Source organism: [Clostridium] aminophilum DSM 10710 (assembly GCF_000711825.1).
GTDB lineage: Bacteria > Bacillota > Clostridia > Lachnospirales > Lachnospiraceae > Clostridium_R > Clostridium_R aminophilum.
On record NZ_JONJ01000007.1, the window covers coordinates 56,006 to 76,026 of the forward strand.

General features: G+C 53.4%; 16 protein-coding genes and 1 pseudogene. 3 read left to right on the forward strand and 14 right to left on the reverse strand.

Annotated features, from left to right (window positions below; all coding sequences use genetic code 11):
- Window positions 1–294 precede the first annotated feature (294 nt).
- From BR86_RS0106110 to BR86_RS0106170, 13 genes are all read right to left on the reverse strand, one after another.
- Window positions 295–954, reverse strand: a complete 660-nt coding sequence (locus BR86_RS0106110; protein ID WP_031472171.1) for a YoaK family protein — start codon at window positions 952–954, stop codon at window positions 295–297.
- 80 nt (window positions 955–1,034) lie between these two features.
- Window positions 1,035–3,236 (reverse strand): ATP-dependent helicase, encoded by a 2,202-nt coding sequence (locus BR86_RS0106115; RefSeq protein ID WP_051684626.1) that lies wholly within the window; start codon window positions 3,234–3,236, stop codon window positions 1,035–1,037.
- A gap of 108 nt (window positions 3,237–3,344) precedes the next feature.
- Window positions 3,345–4,895 (reverse strand): sodium/proline symporter, encoded by a 1,551-nt coding sequence (locus BR86_RS0106120; protein WP_031472175.1) that lies wholly within the window; start codon window positions 4,893–4,895, stop codon window positions 3,345–3,347.
- A gap of 235 nt (window positions 4,896–5,130) precedes the next feature.
- Complete coding sequence (locus BR86_RS0106125) at window positions 5,131–6,465, reverse strand: S1C family serine protease (RefSeq protein ID WP_051684627.1); 1,335 nt, start codon at window positions 6,463–6,465, stop codon at window positions 5,131–5,133.
- A gap of 264 nt (window positions 6,466–6,729) precedes the next feature.
- On the reverse strand, window positions 6,730–7,404 hold the full coding sequence (locus BR86_RS0106130; protein WP_031472179.1) for a class I SAM-dependent methyltransferase: 675 nt from the start codon (window positions 7,402–7,404) through the stop codon (window positions 6,730–6,732).
- A 280-nt stretch (window positions 7,405–7,684) separates the two neighbouring features.
- On the reverse strand, window positions 7,685–8,398 hold the full coding sequence (locus BR86_RS0106135) for an anaerobic ribonucleoside-triphosphate reductase activating protein (RefSeq protein WP_031472181.1): 714 nt from the start codon (window positions 8,396–8,398) through the stop codon (window positions 7,685–7,687).
- Window positions 8,395–10,890 (reverse strand): ribonucleoside triphosphate reductase, encoded by a 2,496-nt coding sequence (locus tag BR86_RS0106140; protein ID WP_031472183.1) that lies wholly within the window; start codon window positions 10,888–10,890, stop codon window positions 8,395–8,397. Before BR86_RS0106140 ends, BR86_RS0106135 begins: the two co-directional genes overlap by 4 nt.
- A 262-nt stretch (window positions 10,891–11,152) precedes the next feature.
- A complete protein-coding gene (locus BR86_RS0106145) occupies window positions 11,153–12,511 on the reverse strand; it encodes an MATE family efflux transporter (protein WP_038288035.1) in 1,359 nt (452 codons plus the stop codon).
- A complete protein-coding gene (locus BR86_RS0106150) occupies window positions 12,483–13,052 on the reverse strand; it encodes a phosphatase PAP2 family protein (protein ID WP_075034448.1) in 570 nt (189 codons plus the stop codon). The genes BR86_RS0106145 and BR86_RS0106150 overlap by 29 nt, the downstream gene beginning before the upstream one ends.
- 63 nt (window positions 13,053–13,115) lie before the next feature.
- A complete protein-coding gene (locus BR86_RS0106155; protein ID WP_031472189.1) occupies window positions 13,116–13,928 on the reverse strand; it encodes a metal ABC transporter permease in 813 nt (270 codons plus the stop codon).
- A complete protein-coding gene (locus tag BR86_RS0106160; protein WP_031472191.1) occupies window positions 13,925–14,632 on the reverse strand; it encodes a metal ABC transporter ATP-binding protein in 708 nt (235 codons plus the stop codon). Before BR86_RS0106160 ends, BR86_RS0106155 begins: the two co-directional genes overlap by 4 nt.
- Window positions 14,629–15,090 (reverse strand): Fur family transcriptional regulator, encoded by a 462-nt coding sequence (locus BR86_RS0106165; protein WP_051684628.1) that lies wholly within the window; start codon window positions 15,088–15,090, stop codon window positions 14,629–14,631. Before BR86_RS0106165 ends, BR86_RS0106160 begins: the two co-directional genes overlap by 4 nt.
- 97 nt (window positions 15,091–15,187) lie before the next feature.
- Window positions 15,188–16,078 carry a LysR family transcriptional regulator gene (locus BR86_RS0106170; protein WP_031472195.1) on the reverse strand — a complete coding sequence of 297 codons (891 nt, stop codon included), beginning with the start codon at window positions 16,076–16,078 and terminating at the stop codon, window positions 15,188–15,190.
- Between the two features lie 245 nt (window positions 16,079–16,323).
- Between BR86_RS0106170 and BR86_RS14590 the strand changes: the two are divergent.
- The 3 genes and pseudogenes from BR86_RS14590 to sdaAA all read left to right on the forward strand — a co-directional run bounded on the left by BR86_RS14590 (window position 16,324) and on the right by sdaAA (window position 19,247).
- Window positions 16,324–17,559: pseudogene (locus tag BR86_RS14590) on the forward strand (dicarboxylate/amino acid:cation symporter).
- A gap of 80 nt (window positions 17,560–17,639) precedes the next feature.
- Window positions 17,640–18,308: an L-serine ammonia-lyase, iron-sulfur-dependent subunit beta gene (gene sdaAB, locus BR86_RS0106180; RefSeq protein ID WP_031472198.1), complete on the forward strand. Its 669-nt coding sequence runs from the start codon at window positions 17,640–17,642 to the stop codon at window positions 18,306–18,308.
- Between the two features lie 57 nt (window positions 18,309–18,365).
- On the forward strand, window positions 18,366–19,247 hold the full coding sequence (gene sdaAA, locus BR86_RS0106185) for an L-serine ammonia-lyase, iron-sulfur-dependent, subunit alpha (protein ID WP_031472200.1): 882 nt from the start codon (window positions 18,366–18,368) through the stop codon (window positions 19,245–19,247).
- A gap of 170 nt (window positions 19,248–19,417) precedes the next feature.
- On the opposite strand, the gene BR86_RS0106190 is transcribed toward sdaAA, so the two are convergent.
- Window positions 19,418–19,795, reverse strand: a complete 378-nt coding sequence (locus tag BR86_RS0106190; protein WP_143099331.1) for a hypothetical protein — start codon at window positions 19,793–19,795, stop codon at window positions 19,418–19,420.
- Between the last annotated feature and the right edge of the window lie 226 nt (window positions 19,796–20,021).

The window sequence follows — 20,021 nt, forward strand, 5'->3', positions numbered from 1 at the left end:
ACAGCGCTTAAAATAAGCGCCAGTTCATCACCTGACATATGCTACACGAAAATGACGCCTTTTGCAATCTTTTTCTCATTTTTCTCTTAATCGCCCAGTTTCGCGCATTATGGAAGTGATTAATTGTCAGCTTTTCCGGTTTGTTCTTTTTTTGCATCCTCGTATTATGGATAATTCTTCCGGATATCTTCCGGATAAAAAGACCGTCACTTTGCGCGCCGCGGCTGATCACCGCAAAATGCATCTACCACTCGGCGGCGCGTATCACACGGAGGAATTATGTGTCCGCGATGCTCATCCCGCGTCATGTTTTCGTTCACGATCGGTCTCCATCAGCAGGAAAGCGGCGAAGAGAGCCGCACAGCAAACCCACACCGAGCGGATTCCAAGAGCAGCGCTGAGATTTCCCCCGATTCCCGCTCCGATTCCGAAAATCGCGATGATCGCGTAATAGCACAGTGCCTTCTTCAGATCCTCCCTTTTCCCGATGCGCATAAAAGTGGACAGCGACGCCGTTCCGCTTCGAAGATTTCCGATACACATCGTGCTTGCATAGGCATTTCCCGCCACTTTTCGGAATGCCTGCACCTGCATCGCACAGGAAAATGAAACAATCGCACTGGAGATCATGTTCATGCTCTCCGGCACAAGTCCCGCAATCAACAGCAGCACCATCTCTCCGAGAAGAATCCCCTGTCTCCAGTGCAGAGACTTCGCGAATTTGAATTTGCCCTGAACCTGCTCCGTGCAGAGTACGCCGCCGGCAAATGCCAGCAGCGGTATGAGATACCGGAACGCCGGTCTCCACTCTCCTGCCAGAAGATGGGTGCTCATCAGCACGATATTTCCGGTCTGGGCGTTGGCAAACACTCCGTCACGAACGATGTAGGTATAGGCATCCTGAAATCCCCCGCTGAACGCCAGAAACGCACTCAGGATAAATGCCTCCGACATCTGCTCCTGCTTTGTCAGCCTTTTTTTCCACTGTTTTCTCCAGTTTTTTTCTTCTGTTGTACTGCTCATTTTCTCTGCCTTTACCTCATTTTGTCCTGCTCTTCGGGGGACAGCTCCCTGCTCTCCTCTGTGATCACTTTGAGTTTTACACGATAAGAAATCATCCGGGGCGTCTCCATCCCGTCAAAGAGGATCCGGTACGCCTGCCGGTCGGTATCCACCTCTTTCACGATACCGCGGCCGAATACGCTGTGTTCCACCCGGTCTCCGATTCCGACCAGTTTCTGGTCCGGATCATCGGTCATAAAGCGCTCGTTCATCCGGACATAGTTCATCATCTCTTTCAGAAGATTTTCATCCGGCGGTGCGGTGAACTGGAGAAACCTCGGATCGATATCCATCAGAAAACGTGACGGGTACCGCGGTGTTCCGTCAAAATTCCGGCCGGCCGCCTCCGTGAGATAAAGCCCCTTCTGTGCTCTTGTGAGCGCGACAAAAACCAGTCTCCTCTCTTCTTCCATCGCCTGTAAGGTTCTCGTCTTTCGTGACGGGAAAATGCCCTCGTTCATCGCGCAGAGGAAGACATTCGGAAATTCCAGACCTTTCGCGGTGTGAACGGTCATCAGTTTCACCTTGTCTCCCGTCTGCGCCGTGTCCTGGTTTGTAAAAAGCGCGATGTGATTCAGGTAATGTTCCAGCGTCACTTCTTCCCCGCATGTCGTCTCATACTCAAAGACCGACTGCTTGAGTTCCGCGAGGTTGTCCAGCCGCTCCTGACTGCCCTCGGTCCGGAGCATCGCCTCATACCCGCTCTTATCCAGAATATCCGACAGAACATCCGATACCGGCCTGTCCCCGTATTCTGCCGAGAATCGGTCGATCAGCCCGACAAAACCGCGGGCACCGGTCCCCCGGAACACCGGATCCTCAAGGTTTGCCTTCATCGCCTCATAGAGTGTTCCGCCGTGACGCGATGTGTATTCTTCGAGAAATGTCATCCGTCGGTTTCCGATATTCCGTTTCGGGGAATTCACAATCCGCCGGAAGGAGAGATCGTCCCGGTAGGCGATCATGCGGAGATAGCAGAGCGCGTCTTTGATCTCCAGTCTTCCGAAAAACTGGACGCCGGAGTAGATCGTGTACGGAATCTTCGCCTTGATCAGCGCTTCCTCGATATTTCGCGTAATGTAATGCGCCCGGTAAAGGACCGTCATATCACGGTACGGCGTTCCCTCCTCGTACAGCTTTGCCATCTGCATTGCAATCCACTGCGCCTCTTTCTCCGACGTCTGCGCCATGTGACAGATGACCGGCTGCCCATCCGGCAGAACCGGTTCCAGATCCTTTTTGATTCGCTCCCGGTTCTTTTCGATCAGGGAATTTGCCGCATGCAGGATCTGCGGAACCGAACGGTAATTCTGCATCATCATGATCGTCTCTGTCCCCGGGAAATGTTTTTCAAAATCGAGAAGAAACCGCACATCGGCGCCGCGCCAGGTGTAGATCGTCTGATCCGGATCACCGACCACAAAGAGATTTTTGTGATAGCCGCAGAGCACCTCCATCAGCTCGTACTGCAGCGCGTCGATGTCCTGAAACTCATCGATCATGATGTACTCCAGACGCTTCTGCCATTTCAGCCGGATCTCCTCATTTTCCCGGAAGATATAGAGTGAAAACTTGATCAGATCATTGTAGTCAAGGCCGAAGCATTTTTTCTCCTGATAGAGATATCCGTAAAAAATGATATCCTGAACGGTTTCCGCCTCCAGATACTTCTGATGCAGCGTGTCGAGGGACATCGTGATCATGTCAAGATAGTATTCCGGCTTCTGCACCAGTTTCTGCATCTCGATCATATCTCTTGCCTGGCCGAAGGTCATGCTGCGGAGCGTGAGTTTTCGCTCCTCATAGATGATTTTCAGCATATCATCGATGTCGGAATTGTCCAGCACGATGAAATTCTTCGGATACGAAACCGCATGGCTGTCTTCCTGGAGGATGGAGACACAAAAGCCGTGGAATGTATTGATGTATCCCGTGTCATTGTCTCCGGTCAGCGTGTGAATCCGCTGTCGCATCTCATTGGCGGATTTATTGGTAAATGTCACACAGAGAATGTTGCCCGGGAGAATTCCCAGTTCATTCACCAGATACGCAAACCGGTGGGACAGCGCCCTGGTCTTTCCGGATCCGGCGCCGGCAATCACGCGCACGTATCCTTCCGTCGCGGTCACTGCACTGCGCTGTGCCTCATTCAATCCATCCAGTAAATCGATCATAGTTCCTCCGATGCATCATTTTCGAACGTTCGTTCCTGATTTTAGCACATCGTTTTCTGCATCGCAAGCAAAAGCCCCGCAGGGATCCCGCGAGGCTTTTGAAATGCATTATTTTTCTTCGGACGCTCTGCTTCTCAGGCTGTCACGGAATTCGGCGATAACCTCCGCATCCGGGGCCGGTGTGATCAGCGATACCAGAACCGCCACGATCATCGAAACGACAAAGGCCGGAAGAAGTTCATAGATTCCGAGAATTCCGCCCATTGGACGCACCAGGAACTTCCAGATAAATACCATGATGCCGCCGGAAATCATACCGGCAAGCGCGCCTTCCCGGTTGGTTCTCTCCCAGAACAGGGCAAGCATCATCACCGCGCCGAAGGAGCCGCCGAAGCCGGCCCAGGCAAAGGATACGATCTGGAATACGCTGGAATCCGGGTTTCTCGCCAGAAAGCAGGCGATCACCGCGATCACCAGCACCGTCAGTCTCGCAATGCGAAGCCCCTGCCGGTTGGTCAGCGGGACATGCAGGAAGTCCTGCACAAGGTTCTGGCTCACGCTGGACGATGCCGCCAGAAGCTGGCTGTCCGCGGTGGACATGGTTGCCGCAAGAATTCCCGCGAGAATGATTCCGGCAATCGCCGCCGGGATCACGCCGTGAAGCGAGAGAAGTCCCGCCACCTTTACAATGATGGTCTCGGACTGTCCGCTGGTTGTAAACAGCTCGATCGCGCCGGCTTTGCTCATTCCGTATCCGACGATTCCGATCACAATGGCGACACACATGGAGATTGCCGCCCAGATGGAAGCGATTCTTCTGGAAAGAACCAGTTTCTTCTCATCCTCGATCGCCATGAAGCGAAGAAGGATATGCGGCATTCCAAAGTAGCCGAGACCCCATGCCGCATTGGACGCCACTGTCAGCGGACTGTAGGCCTCCGCCGTGCCGGTCGCTGCATTGTGGGTTGCGGAAAGACTCAGATAACCTTCCAGTGCCTGTGCATTCTGCATAACCGCGTCCACGCCGCCTGCCATATGGGTTCCATAGAACAGAACCACAAACAGGGCAATGGTCATGACAACCGACTGGATCAGGTCTGTGGTGGACGCCGCCATAAAGCCGCCCATAACCGTATAACTGAAGATAACGACAGCCGAGATCAGCATTGCCGTCATATAGTCAATGCCGAACAGGCTGTGGAACAGCTTTCCGCAGGCGGCAAATCCGGACGCCGTGTACGGAACAAAGAATACGACGATCATAACCGCCGCAATACAGTTTAAAACATTGCTCTTGTCATGGAAACGCTTGGACAGGAAATCCGGAATGGTGATCGCGCCGATATTCTGGCTGTAACGGCGGATCCTTCTTGCCATGATCAGCCAGTTCAGATAGGTGCCGACCGCCAGTCCGACCGCCGTCCAGAACGCGTCCGCCACTCCGGTCAGGTACGCCACTCCCGGAAGTCCCATGAGAAGCCAGCTGGACATATCACTTGCCTCCGCACTCATCGCCACGACGAACGGACCAAGTTTTCTGCCGCCAAGATAGAAATCATCGGATGAATTGTTTTTTCGGGAATAATAAAACCCGATATACAGCATACCGATCAGGTAAAAACCGATGGCCGCAAGAATGACAAAATCACTTGTTTTCATACATTACCCCTTTCGTGCGCCGGGCCGCAGCTTCTTCCCCATTGAAGAACCGGCCGGTGTCTTGATATACGAGTCAGAGTATAACATATAATGCGGCATTTTGGGTAATTATCTTGTTTAATACTTTCACTTTATAAAGTATTACAGTGCTGACCGGTCCCGATCAGCACTGCAGCTATGTCTTCTCTTCTGTGGTGAATAAGCTATCCTCTTTCCGAACTTCGGAATTCCGGAATCACATCTTGTTTGCATCCTCGCGGGAGCCGAGTCTGACCTCGATCTTCCGCTCCTTATAGGCTCCGTCATCCAGCGTCTGAACGGTGAGCGTTACGGTGTCACCGGTTTTATAGTAGGACATCTGCTTATGAAGGTCCTCACCGGTGGAAACTTTGGTACCGTTAATCTCGGTGATCACGTCTCTCTCCCGGAGTTCGGAACCGGCGGCTGCCGTTCCGTCGAGAATCTTATAGACATAGACGCCTTCCGGGATGCCGTACGCCTGACTCATGGCCGAGTCGATGTTCTGCATCTGAATGCCGAGATATCCCTGCTCATCCGCCGCAACCGCAATCTTGGTTTTCTGTTCGGACAGATTCTGGATGAGCTCCTTCACCTGAGAGATCGGAATGGCAAATCCCATGCCTTCCACCGCCGTCGTGGCATATTTTGCGGAATTGATGCCGATCACATTGCCCGACATGTCCAGAAGCGCACCGCCGGAATTGCCCGGATTGATGGCAGCATCCACCTGAATCAGCGTTCTGCTTGTGCCGTCCTCATCCTTGATCTCCTTGTTCAGCATGCTGACGATTCCGGTCGTCACCGACTGGCCCTCGCCGAGAGCATTTCCGATGGCAATCACTCCCTGTCCGAGCTGAAGCTTGTCGGAGTCTCCCAGAGTTGCGATCTTGATTGCTCCCATCGTCGAATCCTTGATATCCTTCAGCTGAACCGCCACAACGGCCAGATCTTTGGAGGAATCCGTTCCCTTCACTGCTGCGTCCACTTTCTCACCGTCGGTAAATGTCACCTGAATGGAGTCGGACGATGCGACAACGTGATTGTTTGTCACGATCAGCAGTTCGGAATCATTTTTTCCGATAATGATGCCGCTGCCCGCGCCGGATACCTCTGCTTTCTGTGTTCCGAAGAAACTCTGAATCGTCTCGGTTCCCTTGATGTTGATGGCGACAACCGTCGGCATCGCATTCGAAACCACATCGGCAACGGTGGCGGAACCGCCCGACGAAGAAGACAGCGGAACCGCAGTCGCAATCTGTGTTCCGGATGCATTTGCGTCAGACGCGGTCTCCGCGCTTTCCGCTGCAATCGGACTGTCTGCCGCCATCCGGCCTGCTGCCACGTTTACACTGTACATGGTAGCTCCGGCCACCGTGCCGAAAAGAACACCGCTCAGAAGAAGCGTCGTCATCTTTTTTGCCATCGCATGTCCCTTCCGGCTGCGTTTCCCTCCGGAAAACTGCGGAGCCGCGCTCTCACTTTCGTTCGTCTCCACGGTTTCGGTATCAATATATGTTTCACGATCCTGATTCTCTCTGTTTTCCATCATAACATGACCTCCTTCGATTCGTGAATGAACCTTACTGCAATCTCTTTCTCTTGATATGGCCAATATTAGTCGGAAAATGTGACGCATTTTTGATGCAAATGTGGCGATTTTGTGAAGAAATATTAGTCATTTCTAAAATCCCGAAACAGCTCCGCCAAATCCGAAACAAATCCGGCCTCCTCACACGATTTCACGGAAGGGGCAACGCTGCCGGATGAACGATATGCCGCGGAGTGTACCAACGATGGGCAAGACACCACCGGATCAGTATTTGGTGCCCTCCACGCAGATCCAGGTGGTTCCCTCTTTGCGATGGATCTCGGTTTTCCAGAAACCGGCGTCCACAAACATATGCCGGAAGTCCGCCGGCGTCGGATTGCGCATATGGAATTTAGCGATATTCTCCCGAACGTCCTCCGGAAGATCTCCGGTCTCATAGACGTCCGCGATCAGAAGAAAAGTGCCGTCCGGTTTCAGCACGCGGAGAACCTCTTTCAGCCCCTCCATCGCATCCGGCCAGAAATAAAAACTCTCCACGGTGGTCACTTTATCGAAGGTCTGATCGGCAAAGGGAAGTTTCGCGGCCGATCCCTCCAGGATCTCCATTCTGCCTTCTGCGATCCGTTTCTCATTCCGTTTTCTGGATTCTTCCACGGAAACCGGGGAAACATCCACCCCCCAGAGTTTCCCCTTAGGCGACCTCTCTGCCATGGACTCCAGGGTTCTTCCGCCGCCGCAGCCAATATCAAGAATGGTGTCTTCCGGTCTGAATTCCGCATGGGAAAGTCCCCATTCCGTCACCTCGCGGTGGCTCTCGTTCATACGGGCCAGCATTCTTGCGCCCGCCGCGCCTTCCGGCTTTGCAGGATTACCCAGCTCGGTGATCTCCATCGGGCTCATTTTGTCCAGATCCTGCTCGGTATAATTCTTATTCTCCATATTCGAAACCTTTCTTTATTTCCACCAGCTTCCCCGCCGAATCGAAGTCCGCAGGCGGGCTTCGGCGTTCCCATACCCGTAGGTACTGAGAGGAAGTGCTTTTGCGGTATAGGAATTTCGGAGAAATATCCTATATCATACAAACAGACATCCAACCGATAATTATAACCGATGGATGCCTGTTTGTAAAAACCGTATTCTTTTTTGTGCGGATTCCGTGAGGCGATTCCGGCATTACCGTCCAAAAGACCTGCCTTACCGGCACATCCATGGCGGGCATCTATGAAACTCCCCGAAGCTTCGCGTTCGGAACCCACCTCCGGAGAATCTCCAGCATATGCCGCATTTCGTCCGGAGTGTACCCCTGCATGCTGCGGTCGAGAACTCCCTCGGAATCTTCATAATTCTGCAGGTAATACCGCTCCGCACCGGCCAGCCATTCGCCGATGGAGCTCATGTCCTCTTCCGTCACGAGCCCCCGTACCATGGTTGTCCGAAATTCGTACGGGATCCGGTTCTCCAGGAGAAAATCGGCGGATCGCTCCACCTTCCGAAGAAGCTGTTCCGCAGGCAGCGCTCCCCCGCCAAGTCCCGCCGCGTTCGCATAATGCGCGCGGGACGTCTTAATATCCATCGCTGCCATATCCAGAAGATGTTCGTCGGTCAGTTTCTCCAGAAGATCCGGATTGGTCCCGTTTGTGTCGAGTTTCACCAGAAATCCCATCTCCTTGATTCTGCGCAGAAACTCTTCCAGGCCGTTCTGCAGCGTCGGTTCTCCCCCCGTGACGCAGACGCCGTCCAGAACGCCCCTTCTCTTTTCCAGAAAGCCGAAGATTTCCTCCTCCGGGATCACCGGCTCCTCTTCCGGGTGAAGCACCAGAGCGCCGTTCTGACAGAACGGACAGCGGAAATTACAGGCTCCTGTAAACATTGTGCACGCCGTATGCTCCGGATAATCCAGAAGCGTCAGGCGGTTCAGCCCATGGATGATCATCGTCTTCCCTGAGCGTATCCGAGAATCTGACTTGCATTCTCGTATTTTTCGGCTCTTCCGCCGTGGATCACCACCAGTGTCGGCGCCGTGCGGATGTCAAACCGGTCCACATATTCCCGGTTTTCCGGCGCTGCCGCGTCAATCTCGCGGTAATCGGAGAGAATCCCCTTTGCCTTGATCATCTTGCAGTTCGGGCAGGTCGGCGTCGTAAAGAAGAGAACCTCGTCTCGCTCTCCCGGCTCCGTCCACTGAATCGCCAGCGGATTCTCCTCCGTCACGGTCTTATCCGTCACATTCCCGGCCGTCACATTTTTTTCCGTTGTCTGAAGATCTTCCCCGCTGTCTCTGTGATAGGCAGAATCAATCCGGTACGCCCTGCGATCCAGATACTCCTGCATCTTTCCGTCGTTCCAGTTGCTGACCGGACGATAGTATCCGGTGATTCTGGAGTAAACTTCGGTTCGCTTTCCGCAGACCGGACAGATCTTCTGCTCTCCAGCAAGATATCCGTGAGCCTCGCAGACGGAGTAAACCGGGCTGAGAGTGAAATACGGCAGGCGGTAGTTTTCCGCCACCGTCTTCACGAGGCGCATCGCTGCCCGGTAATCCGGAAGCTTCTCTCCCAGGAAACAGTGGAATACCGTTCCGCTTGTGTACTTGGTCTGAAGATTGTCCTGAATGTCCAGCGCCTCAAAGACGTCGCTGGTAAATCCCACCGGAAGGTGGCTGGAGTTGGTGTAATACGGCACTTCTCCCGGTTTTCCCGCCGTGATGATGTCCGGGTAAAGCTCGCGGTCGTGTCTGGCCAGACGGTATGCGGTCGACTCCGCCGGCGTCGCCTCAAGGTTGAACAGATCGCCGTACTTCTCCTGATAATCGGAGAGCTTTTCCCTCATAAAATCGAGAACCTTCGCGGTCCATGCGGAGGACTCCGGATGGGAAAGGTCTTTTCCGATCCATTTCGCATTCAGACAGGCCTCATTCATGCCGACCAGTCCGATGGTGGAGAAATGGTTCTTAAATCCCTGCGGCAGATATCTTCTGGTGTACGGGTAAAGACCCATATCCAGATATTTGCAGATGACTTTCCGCTTGATATCCAGCGATCTCGCCGCGATATCCATCATTCTTTCCAGACGGTCGAAGAAATCCTCTTCATCCTTTGCCAGATAGGCGATCCGCGGCATATTGACCGTCACCACGCCGATGGATCCGGTATTCTCGCCGGCGCCGAAGTTTCCGCCGTTCTGCTTTCTGAGTTCACGCAGATCCAGTCTCAGACGGCAGCACATGCTGCGGACGTCCGACGGCTGCATATCGCTGTTGATGTAGTTGGAAAAATACGGTGTGCCGTACTTCGCCGCCATCTCAAAGAGAAGACGGTTGTTCTCGGTATCCGACCAGTCAAAATCAGAGGTGATGCTGTAGGTCGGGATCGGATAAGCGAAACCTCTTCCGTCGCAGTCGCCCTCCACCATGATCTCGATAAACGCCTTGTTGATCATGGCCATCTCTTCCTGACAGTCGCCGTAGGTGAAATCCTGATCCTTTCCGCCGACGATGGCCGGAACATTCTTCAGATCCGCCGGGCAGTTCCAGTCCAGCGTGATATTGGAGAACGGTGCCTGTGTGCCCCATCTGGACGGCATGTTTACGCCGTAGACGAAACTCTGGATCGACTGCTTGACATCGTCATAACTCAGGTGATCCGCTTTGACAAACGGTGCAAGGTAGGTGTCAAAAGAACTGAATGCCTGAGCGCCGGCCCACTCATTCTGAAGGATCCCGAGGAAATTCACCATCTGAATGCACAGTGCGTTCAGATGTTTTGCCGGTGCAGAGGAAATCTTACCGGCCACGCCGCCGAGTCCCTCGCGGATCAGCTTCCGCAGATCCCAGCCCGCACAGTAGCCGCTCAGCATGCCGAGATCATGGATATGGATCGCGCCGCTGCGATAGGCATCCACAATATCCCGGTCATAGAATTTGGTCAGCCAGTGTGCCTTGCTGATGCGCTCGGAGTTGTTCAGAATCATCGCACCGATGGAGTAGGAGACCGATGCGTTCTGCTTGACATGCCAGTTCTTCTCCTGGGATGTGTCCGCGCCTTCCATACCCGGCGTCAGGAACTCTCCGGCATCCGGCTCTCCCGTATATCCGGTGATGGTCTGCTCGCAGAAGTCTTCCGCGGAGCGGATGTTTCTCACATTCTCGTGAACCGCACGGTAGCGGATGAAGGATTTTGCCGCATCATAGAGACCGTGGGACATCAGCGCCTTCTCCGCAAGATCCTGAATATCCTCGACGGAATAGACACCTTCCGGATACTTACCGCCAAGTTCCATCTCCATGTCCGCACAGAGCTTCGGCGCCATCACCGCATAGTCGCGGTCTCTCGATGCCGAAATCGCTTTTGACAATGCTGCCGTGATTCTTGCGCTGTCAAAATCCACCTTGCTTCCGCTTCTCTTGATAACCTGTCTTTCCCTCATCTTCGCTCCCCCGTCAATCAGACATTTTTGAACCACCAATCACGTTATTTGGAACATTTTGTTTTTTTGTCGTCAAATACGCAACATATAGTGTTGTGCCCGAACACTGAGCACATTATATTGCACCTCGAGGGATTTTTGTTACAAAAAAATACCTAAAAATAACCTCCTTTTTTTGTGTATAAAGATAAAGCCCGCACGGCTGAGCCATTTCCGTGCGGGCTGACAGAAAATTGTAAGTTTTCTGTATTTCTCGTAATTTTTATTGTTCGGCCATTTTTTTCAGGTCGTTCAGAATTCCTCTCGTGATCAGGAAGGCGATCACCGCCGCCGCGATGTCTGCTGCCGGCTGCGCCATCTGTATTCCGAGAATACCGAATAACGGCGGAAGAATCGCCAGGGCCGGAATCAGACAGATTCCGAATTTCAGGGATGCGACAAGAGTCGCGCGAATGCCGTACCCGACGGTCTGGGAAAACATATTGGCCATGGTGATCTGCGCGGCCAGCGGCATCGTCAGACATTGCAGCCGAAGCGCCAGGGTGCCGATGCGGATGACCTCGGCGTCTTCTCTTCGGAAAACGGTTACCACCGGTTCAGCAAACACAAAGACGATCGCCGCCATTGCCAGCAGAAAGCAGAAGGTTACCTTCAGGCTGAAGTAATACGCTCTCTCCACCCGTTTATACTGCTTTGCACCGTAATTAAAACCGCATACCGGCTGGAATCCCTGTCCGAAGCCGATCACAGCGGAGTTCATAAACACGGAAATTCTCGTCACAATCGCCATTGCCGCGATCGCCGCATCGCCGAAGGGCGCTGCGGTGTGGTTCAGAATGATGGTTGAAACACTCATGATTCCCTGCCTTGCCAGTGAAGGAAAGCCAATGAAAAAGATATTTCCGTACATTTTCGGCGTCGGCCGGAAATTCCGGGCCCGGATGGAGATACAGGCCGGCATCCGGTTGCACTGCGCGAGCAGAATACTGAACGATACAAACTGGCTGAACGCAGTGGCGATGGCCGCGCCGGCGATGCCCATTCCGAAGCCGAAGATCAGAATCGGATCCAGAATCATGTTCAGGACACCGCCTGTGCCGATACCGATCATCGAGTAGAACGAATTGCCCTGAAACCGGAGCATATTGTTCATGCCGAGAGAACACATAAAGAACGGGGTTCCGTAAAGGATGAAGCGCGCATAGCTCTCCGCATACGGGGCGATGGTCTCCGTCGCGCCGAGAAGACGGACCAGCGCATGGTTGTGGGTCAGACCGAGCGCCGCGATCACGGCGCCGACGATCAGCTCCGTGAAGAAGCCGACGGCCGCATACCGCGCGGCATCTTCTTTCTTTTTCTGGCCCAGAAGTCTGGAGATCATGTTGCCGGATCCCATGCCGATGGTGAAGGCCATCGCCTGGATCGCGGCTGTCATGGAAAAGATAATTCCCACCGCGCCCGAGGCCGAGGTGGAAATCTGCGATACGAAAAACGTATCCGCCATGTTATAGATTGCGGTGATCAGCATTGAAACGATCGACGGCAGAGCGAGCTTCGGGATCAGTGTCTCGATCCGCTCGTTCATCATCTGATTAAACCGCTGTTCCTGTGTCATTGCCATAATGAAACTTCTTTCCTGCGCGGGGCCATACATATTTCACCGAAAAAAGGGCGCAGGACGTTCCGATCAGCGCGCCACAGATGACATCCGTCGGATAGTGCACGCCGATGTAGAGTCTGGAGAAACTGATCAGAATCGCCAGAATCAGCGCCGGAATTCCGATCTTCCTGCTCATCAGAAGCAACATACAGACCGCGACGGCAAAGGACGCGCCGGTATGTCCCGACGGAAACGACCAGTCCCACTCTGCAGGTCCTGCCAGAATCAGGCCTTCAATCATCGTGTACGGCCGCGGTCGGGCAACGATATTCTTGAGCAGAAGATTCAGGATCACCACATTCGACAGAAGCGAGACAAAACAGACCGCGCCGAGCGCTCTGGTCTTTCGCATTCCCAGAAACAGCAGTGTCAGAAGAACCCAGAGCGCACCGCCCTTTGCGAGAAGGCTGACCGCATTCATAAACGGCGTCAGTGCATCCGTGCGGACATTATCCTGCAGCCACAAAAGAACAGATGCATCCCAGTGAAATATCATATCCATTGTCAATTCCTCCTTCATCTTATCATCATTTTCCCCGAAAACATCCGTACCGCGCCGCCGAAATCACTTGCGGACCGCCTCGACGATGGCGAACGCGGCAAAAAGGATGATATCCGTCACCACAATGCAGGCACCGGTCGGCGCAGCATACAGATAAGAAAAGGTCAGGCCGACCATAAAACCGATCACAGCGACCAGAGCCGCGACCATCACCGTCGTCTGGAACCGGCGGCACACCCGCATCGCGGTCATGGCCGGAAAAACGATCAGGCTCGAGATGAGAAGCGTTCCCATCATGCGCATGCCCAGCACCACGGTCACCGCCGTCAGAAAGGCGATGATCATATTGAACATTCTGGAATTGGTTCCGGTCGCCTGCGCGAAGGTCTCATCAAAGGTCACGGCAAAAATCCGGTTGTAGAACAGAATGAACAGCACCAGCACCGCCGCGGAGAGTCCGATGGAGACATAGACGTCTTCCGTGCTCATCGCGAGAATGCTTCCGAACATATAATTGTAGACATCCGTATTCATCCCGGACGTCATGGAGATCACAAGAACACCGATGGCGAGCGCGCCGCTGGTCATCAGCGCCGTCGCCGCGTCCCCCTTGATCCGGGCGGAGTCCTTGATCTGCAGCAGGATAAATGCCGCCGCAACGCAGACCGGAATCGCCACGTAAAGCGGTGACGCCTTGAGTGCGTAGGCAAGAGCCAGCGCGGCAAACCCGATGTGGGAAAGTCCGTCGCCGATCATGGAGTAGCGCTTTAAGACAAGGCTTGTGCCGAGAAGCGCGGAGCACAGAGAAACCAGCACTCCGACGAGAAGCGCCCGCACCATAAACGGATAGGACATCATATCGAACAGTATTTTCATATCTCCAAACCTCCGAGAAACGCCTTGCATGCCGGCGTTTTCTTATATTCCTCTGTTGTCCCGAAATACTTCTGGGTTCCGGCGATATGAAGGATGTGATCGGACTCCCGGAGCGCGCCGTCCACATCATGAGATACCATCACGATCGTGATTCCGTGCTTTTTGTGGAGTTCGGAGATCACATGATACAGATCGACAGTGATCGCCGGATCAAGTCCCGTCACCGGCTCATCCAGAAGAAGAAGACGTTTCGTCGCACAGAGTGCTCTCGCAAGGAGAACTCTCTGCTGCTGTCCGCCCGAGAGATCACGGTAGCAGCGGTCCGCAAGGTCCGTGATCCCGAGAAGCTCCATTTTTTCCAGTGCTTCTTTTTTATGGGCAACGGTGTAGAACGGATTCCAGCCAAGGTGATTGAGGCAGCCCGACTGGACGACCTCCCGGACGCTGGCCGGGAAATCTTTCTGTACAACCGTCTGCTGCGGAAGATATCCGATCTCGTTGGCGAGAAGTCCGTCTCCGAATTCGATGGATCCGCCCGCCGGTTTTTTCAGCCGCAGAAGCCCCTTCATCAGAGTGCTCTTTCCGGCACCGTTCTCGCCGACGATGCAGAGATAGTCCCCCGGATTTACTTCAAATGTGATGCCGGAAACGGCAGTCTGCCCCTCATAGGCAAAGCTGACATTGTTACACTGAATCAGACTCATGCTTCCGTTTCCTCCTTCTCTCTCTCCGCAGGCTTTCCGTCCGCCGCACTGCATTTCTCACATACGCCGTAAAAAACCGTCCGCGTCAGATTGATGGCAAAATGGTGATGCTCGGCAAGGTGAACCGCCAGTGCCTCCAGCTCATCACACTGAATGTGCATGAGCGCACCGCATTTTTCACACTTGCAGTGAAGGTAATCGGAACTGTTTGCCAGATCCGGTTCCCCGGTGTATTCAAAACAGGCCGGACTCTGGGAATCGATCATATATTTGCTGATCACGCCTTCGCAGACCAGTTTTTCCAGCTGCCGGTAGACCGTCGCGGTTCCCATCGGTGAGCCGTTCGCGCGGAAGAAATCGCTGATCTCCGCCGCCGTCACATGTTTTCCCGGAATCTTGCGGAAATAATTCAGCAGTTCCTCCCGGTGATGGGTCTTATACTGTGCTTTCACTTTCATCGGAATTATCCCTCTTTTTTAATTTGAAAACCGTTTTCAAATTATAGGCGTTTCTCATTTTCATGTCAATGTGAAAATGAATATCATTTTGCTTTTATCACATCAGCGAATTCTGGGCAATCCGGATGAACTCCAGCATTTCGTCCGTCACCCACTTTTCTTTATAATAAATGATCTGATGATGCATGTTGACCTGAAAGTCACGCACCGAGACTTCCCGGAGTTCCCCCCTCTCCAGCGCTCCTCTGACGGCATAATATGGAAGGAAGGAGACACCGCGGCCGCCGTTGTCCCTGAGAATCCGGAGAATGACCTCCGGGTCGCCGACCTCGAGGATCGGTGAGATGGAAAGGTTGTGAAACGCGAGGTACTGCTCCAGCGCAAAACGGTAATTGTCGTTGACCTCCGTCAGCATCAGCGGTTCTTCCAGAATCTCCTCCATCTCGACTTCGCCCCGGTCCGCCAGCCGGCACTCCGGCGCGCAGACGAACACCACCGGCTCTTTTTTCTGGACGACACGGCGCCAGTGCGTGTCGAAACGAAGGGCATCCAGAATGTAAATGATGTCCAGCTCATTGTGTTCCATCATATCGATCAGTTCCGTCGGTGAACCGCGGGTGATCTTGACGTGATAATCCGGAAACTCGCTGTAATACCGCTTCATCATCTCCGGGAGCATGAAAGAACACAGGGAGCTCAGGGTTCCGATGTGAAGTTTATGGGTCTGAAGCTTTCCTTCCCCCAGATCGCTGTGGAGTGAATCCAGCTCATTCAGGATCCGGTCAATTCGTCTTTGAAACTGTATACCTGCCGGCGTAATTCGGACAGTTTTTCCATATCGGTCAAAAAATCTGACATTAAATTCTTTCTCCAAAGCTTTGATCTGAACGGTGACGGCCGACTGGGAATACCCCATCGACTCCGCCGCTTTGGAAAAGCTCTGTAATTCCGCCACTTTCCGGAATGTGATCAGCTGCCGTATCTCCATTTTGTCCTCCGCATGTTTAAAATAATTTCACTTTATCTTTTAACATTTTCGATTCATTCATTTGAACTTGGTTCAGAATTCTCAGACTATTATAATTCTTAATGGATATATTTAAAACTATGAATTTTACAAATCCAATGTTTCCGTATATGCTTTGTTCTGCACTTGAGTTCCGGCCGGAAACGTTCACAACACACACCGTATGCAGCCGGAGCCGATCAACATTCCACGGGGGGAATTTAGAAATGGAAAACACAACCAAAAAGAAAAAACTCGGTCTGGTGCCGAAACTGATCATTGCGATCATTCTCGGTATCCTGATCGGCCAGTACATGCCGCTTGAGGTATGTAAGGTTATCACCACATTATCCGGACTGTTCAGTACATTCCTGAAGTTCGTCATCCCGCTGATGATTCTGGCATACGTTACCATGGGTATCGCCGATCTGTCCAGCGGCGCGGGCAAGCTTCTTCTGATTACCGTACTGCTCGCATACAGCTCCACACTGATTGCAGGAAGCGCATCCTACATCGTTTCCAGCACCCTGTTCCCGCATTTTATGAGCGAGGGCGCACTGGAGCAGATTCAGGCCACCGCAGACAAGTCCATCGGCACCTACTTCAGCATCAGCCTTCCGGCGATGATCGATACGCTTTCCGCCGTTGTGCTGGCATTTATTCTCGGTCTCTGCCTTTCCAAGCTTCGCGGCAAGACCGTCGGCACCTCTCTCTACAACGGTATGCATGACTTCTCCGCGATCATCGACGAAGTACTTCACTCGGTTATCATCCCGCTGCTTCCGCTCTACATCTGCGGAACCTTCATCGATATGACCTACTCCGGCAGAACCTTTACCATCCTCGGAATCCTCTGGAAGGTATTCCTGGTTGTCATCGCCATGCACGCGGTATACCTGTTCATTCAGTTCATCATCGCAGGAACACTCAGCCACAAGAACCCTTTCCGCCTGATGAAGAACCAGATCTCCGGATATACCACCGCACTGGGAACACAGTCTTCCGCCGCTACCATTCCGGTTAACCTGCAGTGAGCGAAAGCGGACGGCGTATGCTCTCAGATCCGCAACTTCGTTGTTCCGCTGTGTGCAAACATCCACATGTGCGGTTCCATGATCACCATCACAGCCTGCGCTACAGCGGTCTGTCTGATGAATGATCTTCCGATCAGCCTCGGAACAGTAATCCCGTTCATCGCAACACTCGGCGTGGCAATGGTTGCTTCTCCTGGCGCACCGGGCGGATCCATCATGACTGCTCTTCCGTTCCTTTACATGATCTTCGGTACGGAAGCCGGCGATCCGAACGGCCCGATCTGCGCGCTGATGGTTGCTCTGTACATCACACAGGATTCCTTCGGCACCGCATGCAACGTCTCCGGTGACAATGCCATCGGCGTTGTGGTTGATCTCATCTACAAAAAGTTTATCCTCAAGGGTGCTCCGCTTCCGGAGGAAGCCTGAGTTTCCCTAACCTACCATTTTTACCTGAGGCATTTCATTCTTAAAAATGAAATGCCTCGCATTTTTAAGAGGCTATATCCATGAACGTATTCAACATTATCGGCCCGATCATGATCGGACCGTCCAGTTCTCACACCGCAGGTGCCTGCCGTCTCGGCAGCGTAGTCAACAAGATCGCGGACGGCAGTCCGGTCACCGATGTCACCATCGAGCTTTCCGGTTCCTTTGCCCGCACCTACCGCGGTCACGGAACCGACCGTGCGATCCTTGCCGGAATCCTCGGTTTCAACAGCTGGGATGAGGATCTTCGCGACGCGATGGAGATCGCAACCGAACGCGGACTTCACTATGAATTTGTCCCGCACGACATCTCCGGAGCACACCCGAACACCGCACGCATCACCTACAAGTGCGCCAACGGCAAATCCGGCTCCGTCACCGGCGCGAGCATCGGCGGCGGCAACATCCGCGTAGACAACATTGACGGTCTCTCCGTCAACTTCACCGGTGAGAGCACGACCCTTCTGATCCTCCACCGCGACACCCCGGGCGTCATCGCCAATGTCACCAATCTGATGTACTGGCGCTACGGCGACCTGAACATCGGAAACTTCCGCCTTTCCCGCCGTGAGCGCGGAGGCGAGGCGCTGATGACCATTGAGCTGGATCAGGTTCCGCCGGAGAAGCTCATCACCGACATCAAAAAGATGGACAACATTTCCAATGCCCTGCTGATCCCGGCAATTTAAGGGAAGTTCACCGGACCCGGCAAACGGAATTCAAACTTGATATATAGGAAAATAATCATGATAAATTACGATTCAATTCTGGAACTTGTCAATCTGGCCAATGACGCCGGCAAAAAGATCAGTGAGATCTGCCTTGCCGATCAGGCCAAAACTCTCGGAAAGACGGAAGACGAAGTCTATGCCACCATGGAAAAGAGCTTCGACGTCATGATGGAGTCCGCCAAATGGGGGGCGGCGCCGGGACGCGTATCCACCTCCGGTCTCACCGGCGGAGAAGGATACAGCATGACGCAGTATGCCGGAACCGGCAAAAGCATCATGGGCGGTTTTATGTCCCGCGCGGTTGCGACGGCGCTTTGTGTATCCAACACCAACGCGGCCATGGGCCGGATCGTTGCGACACCGACTGCCGGAAGCTGCGGCATTCTCCCGGGATGCCTGATTCCCATGTATCTCGATAAGAAGGCGGAAAAGCGAGACATCGTCATGTCCATCTTCACGGCGGCTGCCTTCGGCATGGTAATCGCGAAAAATGCCTGCATCGCCGGCGCACAGGGCGGCTGTCAGGCCGAGTGCGGAAGCGCTTCCGGTATGGCCGCGGCCGCGCTTGTGGAGCTGATGGGCGGCACTCCGCAGCAGTGTGCGGATGCCCTCGGCGTTGCCATTGTCAACCAGATGGGCCTTGTCTGCGATCCGGTGGCAGGCCTTGTCGAGATTCCGTGCATCAAGCGCAATGCTTCCGGCGTTGCCATCGCCTGCTCTTCCGCCGATATGGTTCTCTCCGGCATCGACCTGAAAATCCCGGTAGATGAGTGTATCGACGCCATGCGGGAAGTCGGTGACGCCATGTCCAGCGATCTGAAGGAGACTGCGAACGGCGGTCTCGCTTCGACCCCCACCGGAAAACTGCTCCGGGAAAAGGTATTCGGAAAGCAGTAATCCCCGCCCTCCGTCTGCCCGGACATCACAGAGTCCGCAGACGGACTTTGACTCCTCTATCCTGACGAAAACGGCAGATGAATCGGATTCCCGGTTCACCTGCCGTTTCTGTTTCTATGGTCCTTTTTCTGTGAACCATCCGTCAGGAAACTACCGCCAGATGGTTTTGTTCAATTGATTTCGATCTTCATGGTATTACAGAAGTCCACCACATCGTTGACATAGGGAGCAAGATAGCGTCTTCCCCAGTTCTCCCGGATAAAATTCAGAAAAATCTCGCAGTCCTCCTCCGAGAACCCCCGCCATGCCTCCAGCGCGGCCTGCGGGATCTTCTTCTTCGTGAAGATTCCGAGACTCAGATACGTCTGGCTCGACTCCGTCTCAATCTTCGTGTAGACGTCCAGAACGCCCTGAAGCATATGTTCCATATATTCCCGGGTATAATCCTTCGGATTGGTCAGCACATACATGGATAAGTGCATCACCTCCGGCGCTACATTGATGCTTCCCGGAACATACTCATGCAGCTCAAGTCCATCTTTTCCCATACGTTTTTCCTGCTTTTTTAACTTTTTGTCTGCGAACATTATAATCGAGACATCGGGGAAATACAACCGCCCGGGACGATCGTATTTTTCCCCTCCGATGCATTTTATGATTTCATCTTTTCCGTGCCGTTCCGCGATATTTTCGCTTTTCATTATGAGAAATGAAGGACCTGTGATATACTGTTGAGGACCCGCGGAACCGGGCTCATCATCTTACAGAAAATCA

Coding starts and splice junctions, on each gene's coding strand:
- BR86_RS0106110 (WP_031472171.1), bottom strand. CDS start 954: ATGTCGGAGGCATTTATCCTGAGTGCGTTTCTGGCGTTCAGCGGGGGA.
- BR86_RS0106115 (WP_051684626.1), bottom strand. CDS start 3,236: ATGATCGATTTACTGGATGGATTGAATGAGGCACAGCGCAGTGCAGTG.
- BR86_RS0106120 (WP_031472175.1), bottom strand. CDS start 4,895: ATGAAAACAAGTGATTTTGTCATTCTTGCGGCCATCGGTTTTTACCTG.
- BR86_RS0106125 (WP_051684627.1), bottom strand. CDS start 6,465: ATGATGGAAAACAGAGAGAATCAGGATCGTGAAACATATATTGATACC.
- BR86_RS0106130 (WP_031472179.1), bottom strand. CDS start 7,404: ATGGAGAATAAGAATTATACCGAGCAGGATCTGGACAAAATGAGCCCG.
- BR86_RS0106135 (WP_031472181.1), bottom strand. CDS start 8,398: ATGATCATCCATGGGCTGAACCGCCTGACGCTTCTGGATTATCCGGAG.
- BR86_RS0106140 (WP_031472183.1), bottom strand. CDS start 10,890: ATGAGGGAAAGACAGGTTATCAAGAGAAGCGGAAGCAAGGTGGATTTT.
- BR86_RS0106145 (WP_038288035.1), bottom strand. CDS start 12,511: ATGGCAATGACACAGGAACAGCGGTTTAATCAGATGATGAACGAGCGG.
- BR86_RS0106150 (WP_075034448.1), bottom strand. CDS start 13,052: ATGGATATGATATTTCACTGGGATGCATCTGTTCTTTTGTGGCTGCAG.
- BR86_RS0106155 (WP_031472189.1), bottom strand. CDS start 13,928: ATGAAAATACTGTTCGATATGATGTCCTATCCGTTTATGGTGCGGGCG.
- BR86_RS0106160 (WP_031472191.1), bottom strand. CDS start 14,632: ATGAGTCTGATTCAGTGTAACAATGTCAGCTTTGCCTATGAGGGGCAG.
- BR86_RS0106165 (WP_051684628.1), bottom strand. CDS start 15,090: ATGAAAGTGAAAGCACAGTATAAGACCCATCACCGGGAGGAACTGCTG.
- BR86_RS0106170 (WP_031472195.1), bottom strand. CDS start 16,078: ATGGAGATACGGCAGCTGATCACATTCCGGAAAGTGGCGGAATTACAG.
- sdaAB (WP_031472198.1), top strand. CDS start 17,640: ATGAACGTATTCAACATTATCGGCCCGATCATGATCGGACCGTCCAGT.
- sdaAA (WP_031472200.1), top strand. CDS start 18,366: ATGATAAATTACGATTCAATTCTGGAACTTGTCAATCTGGCCAATGAC.
- BR86_RS0106190 (WP_143099331.1), bottom strand. CDS start 19,795: ATGGGAAAAGATGGACTTGAGCTGCATGAGTATGTTCCGGGAAGCATC.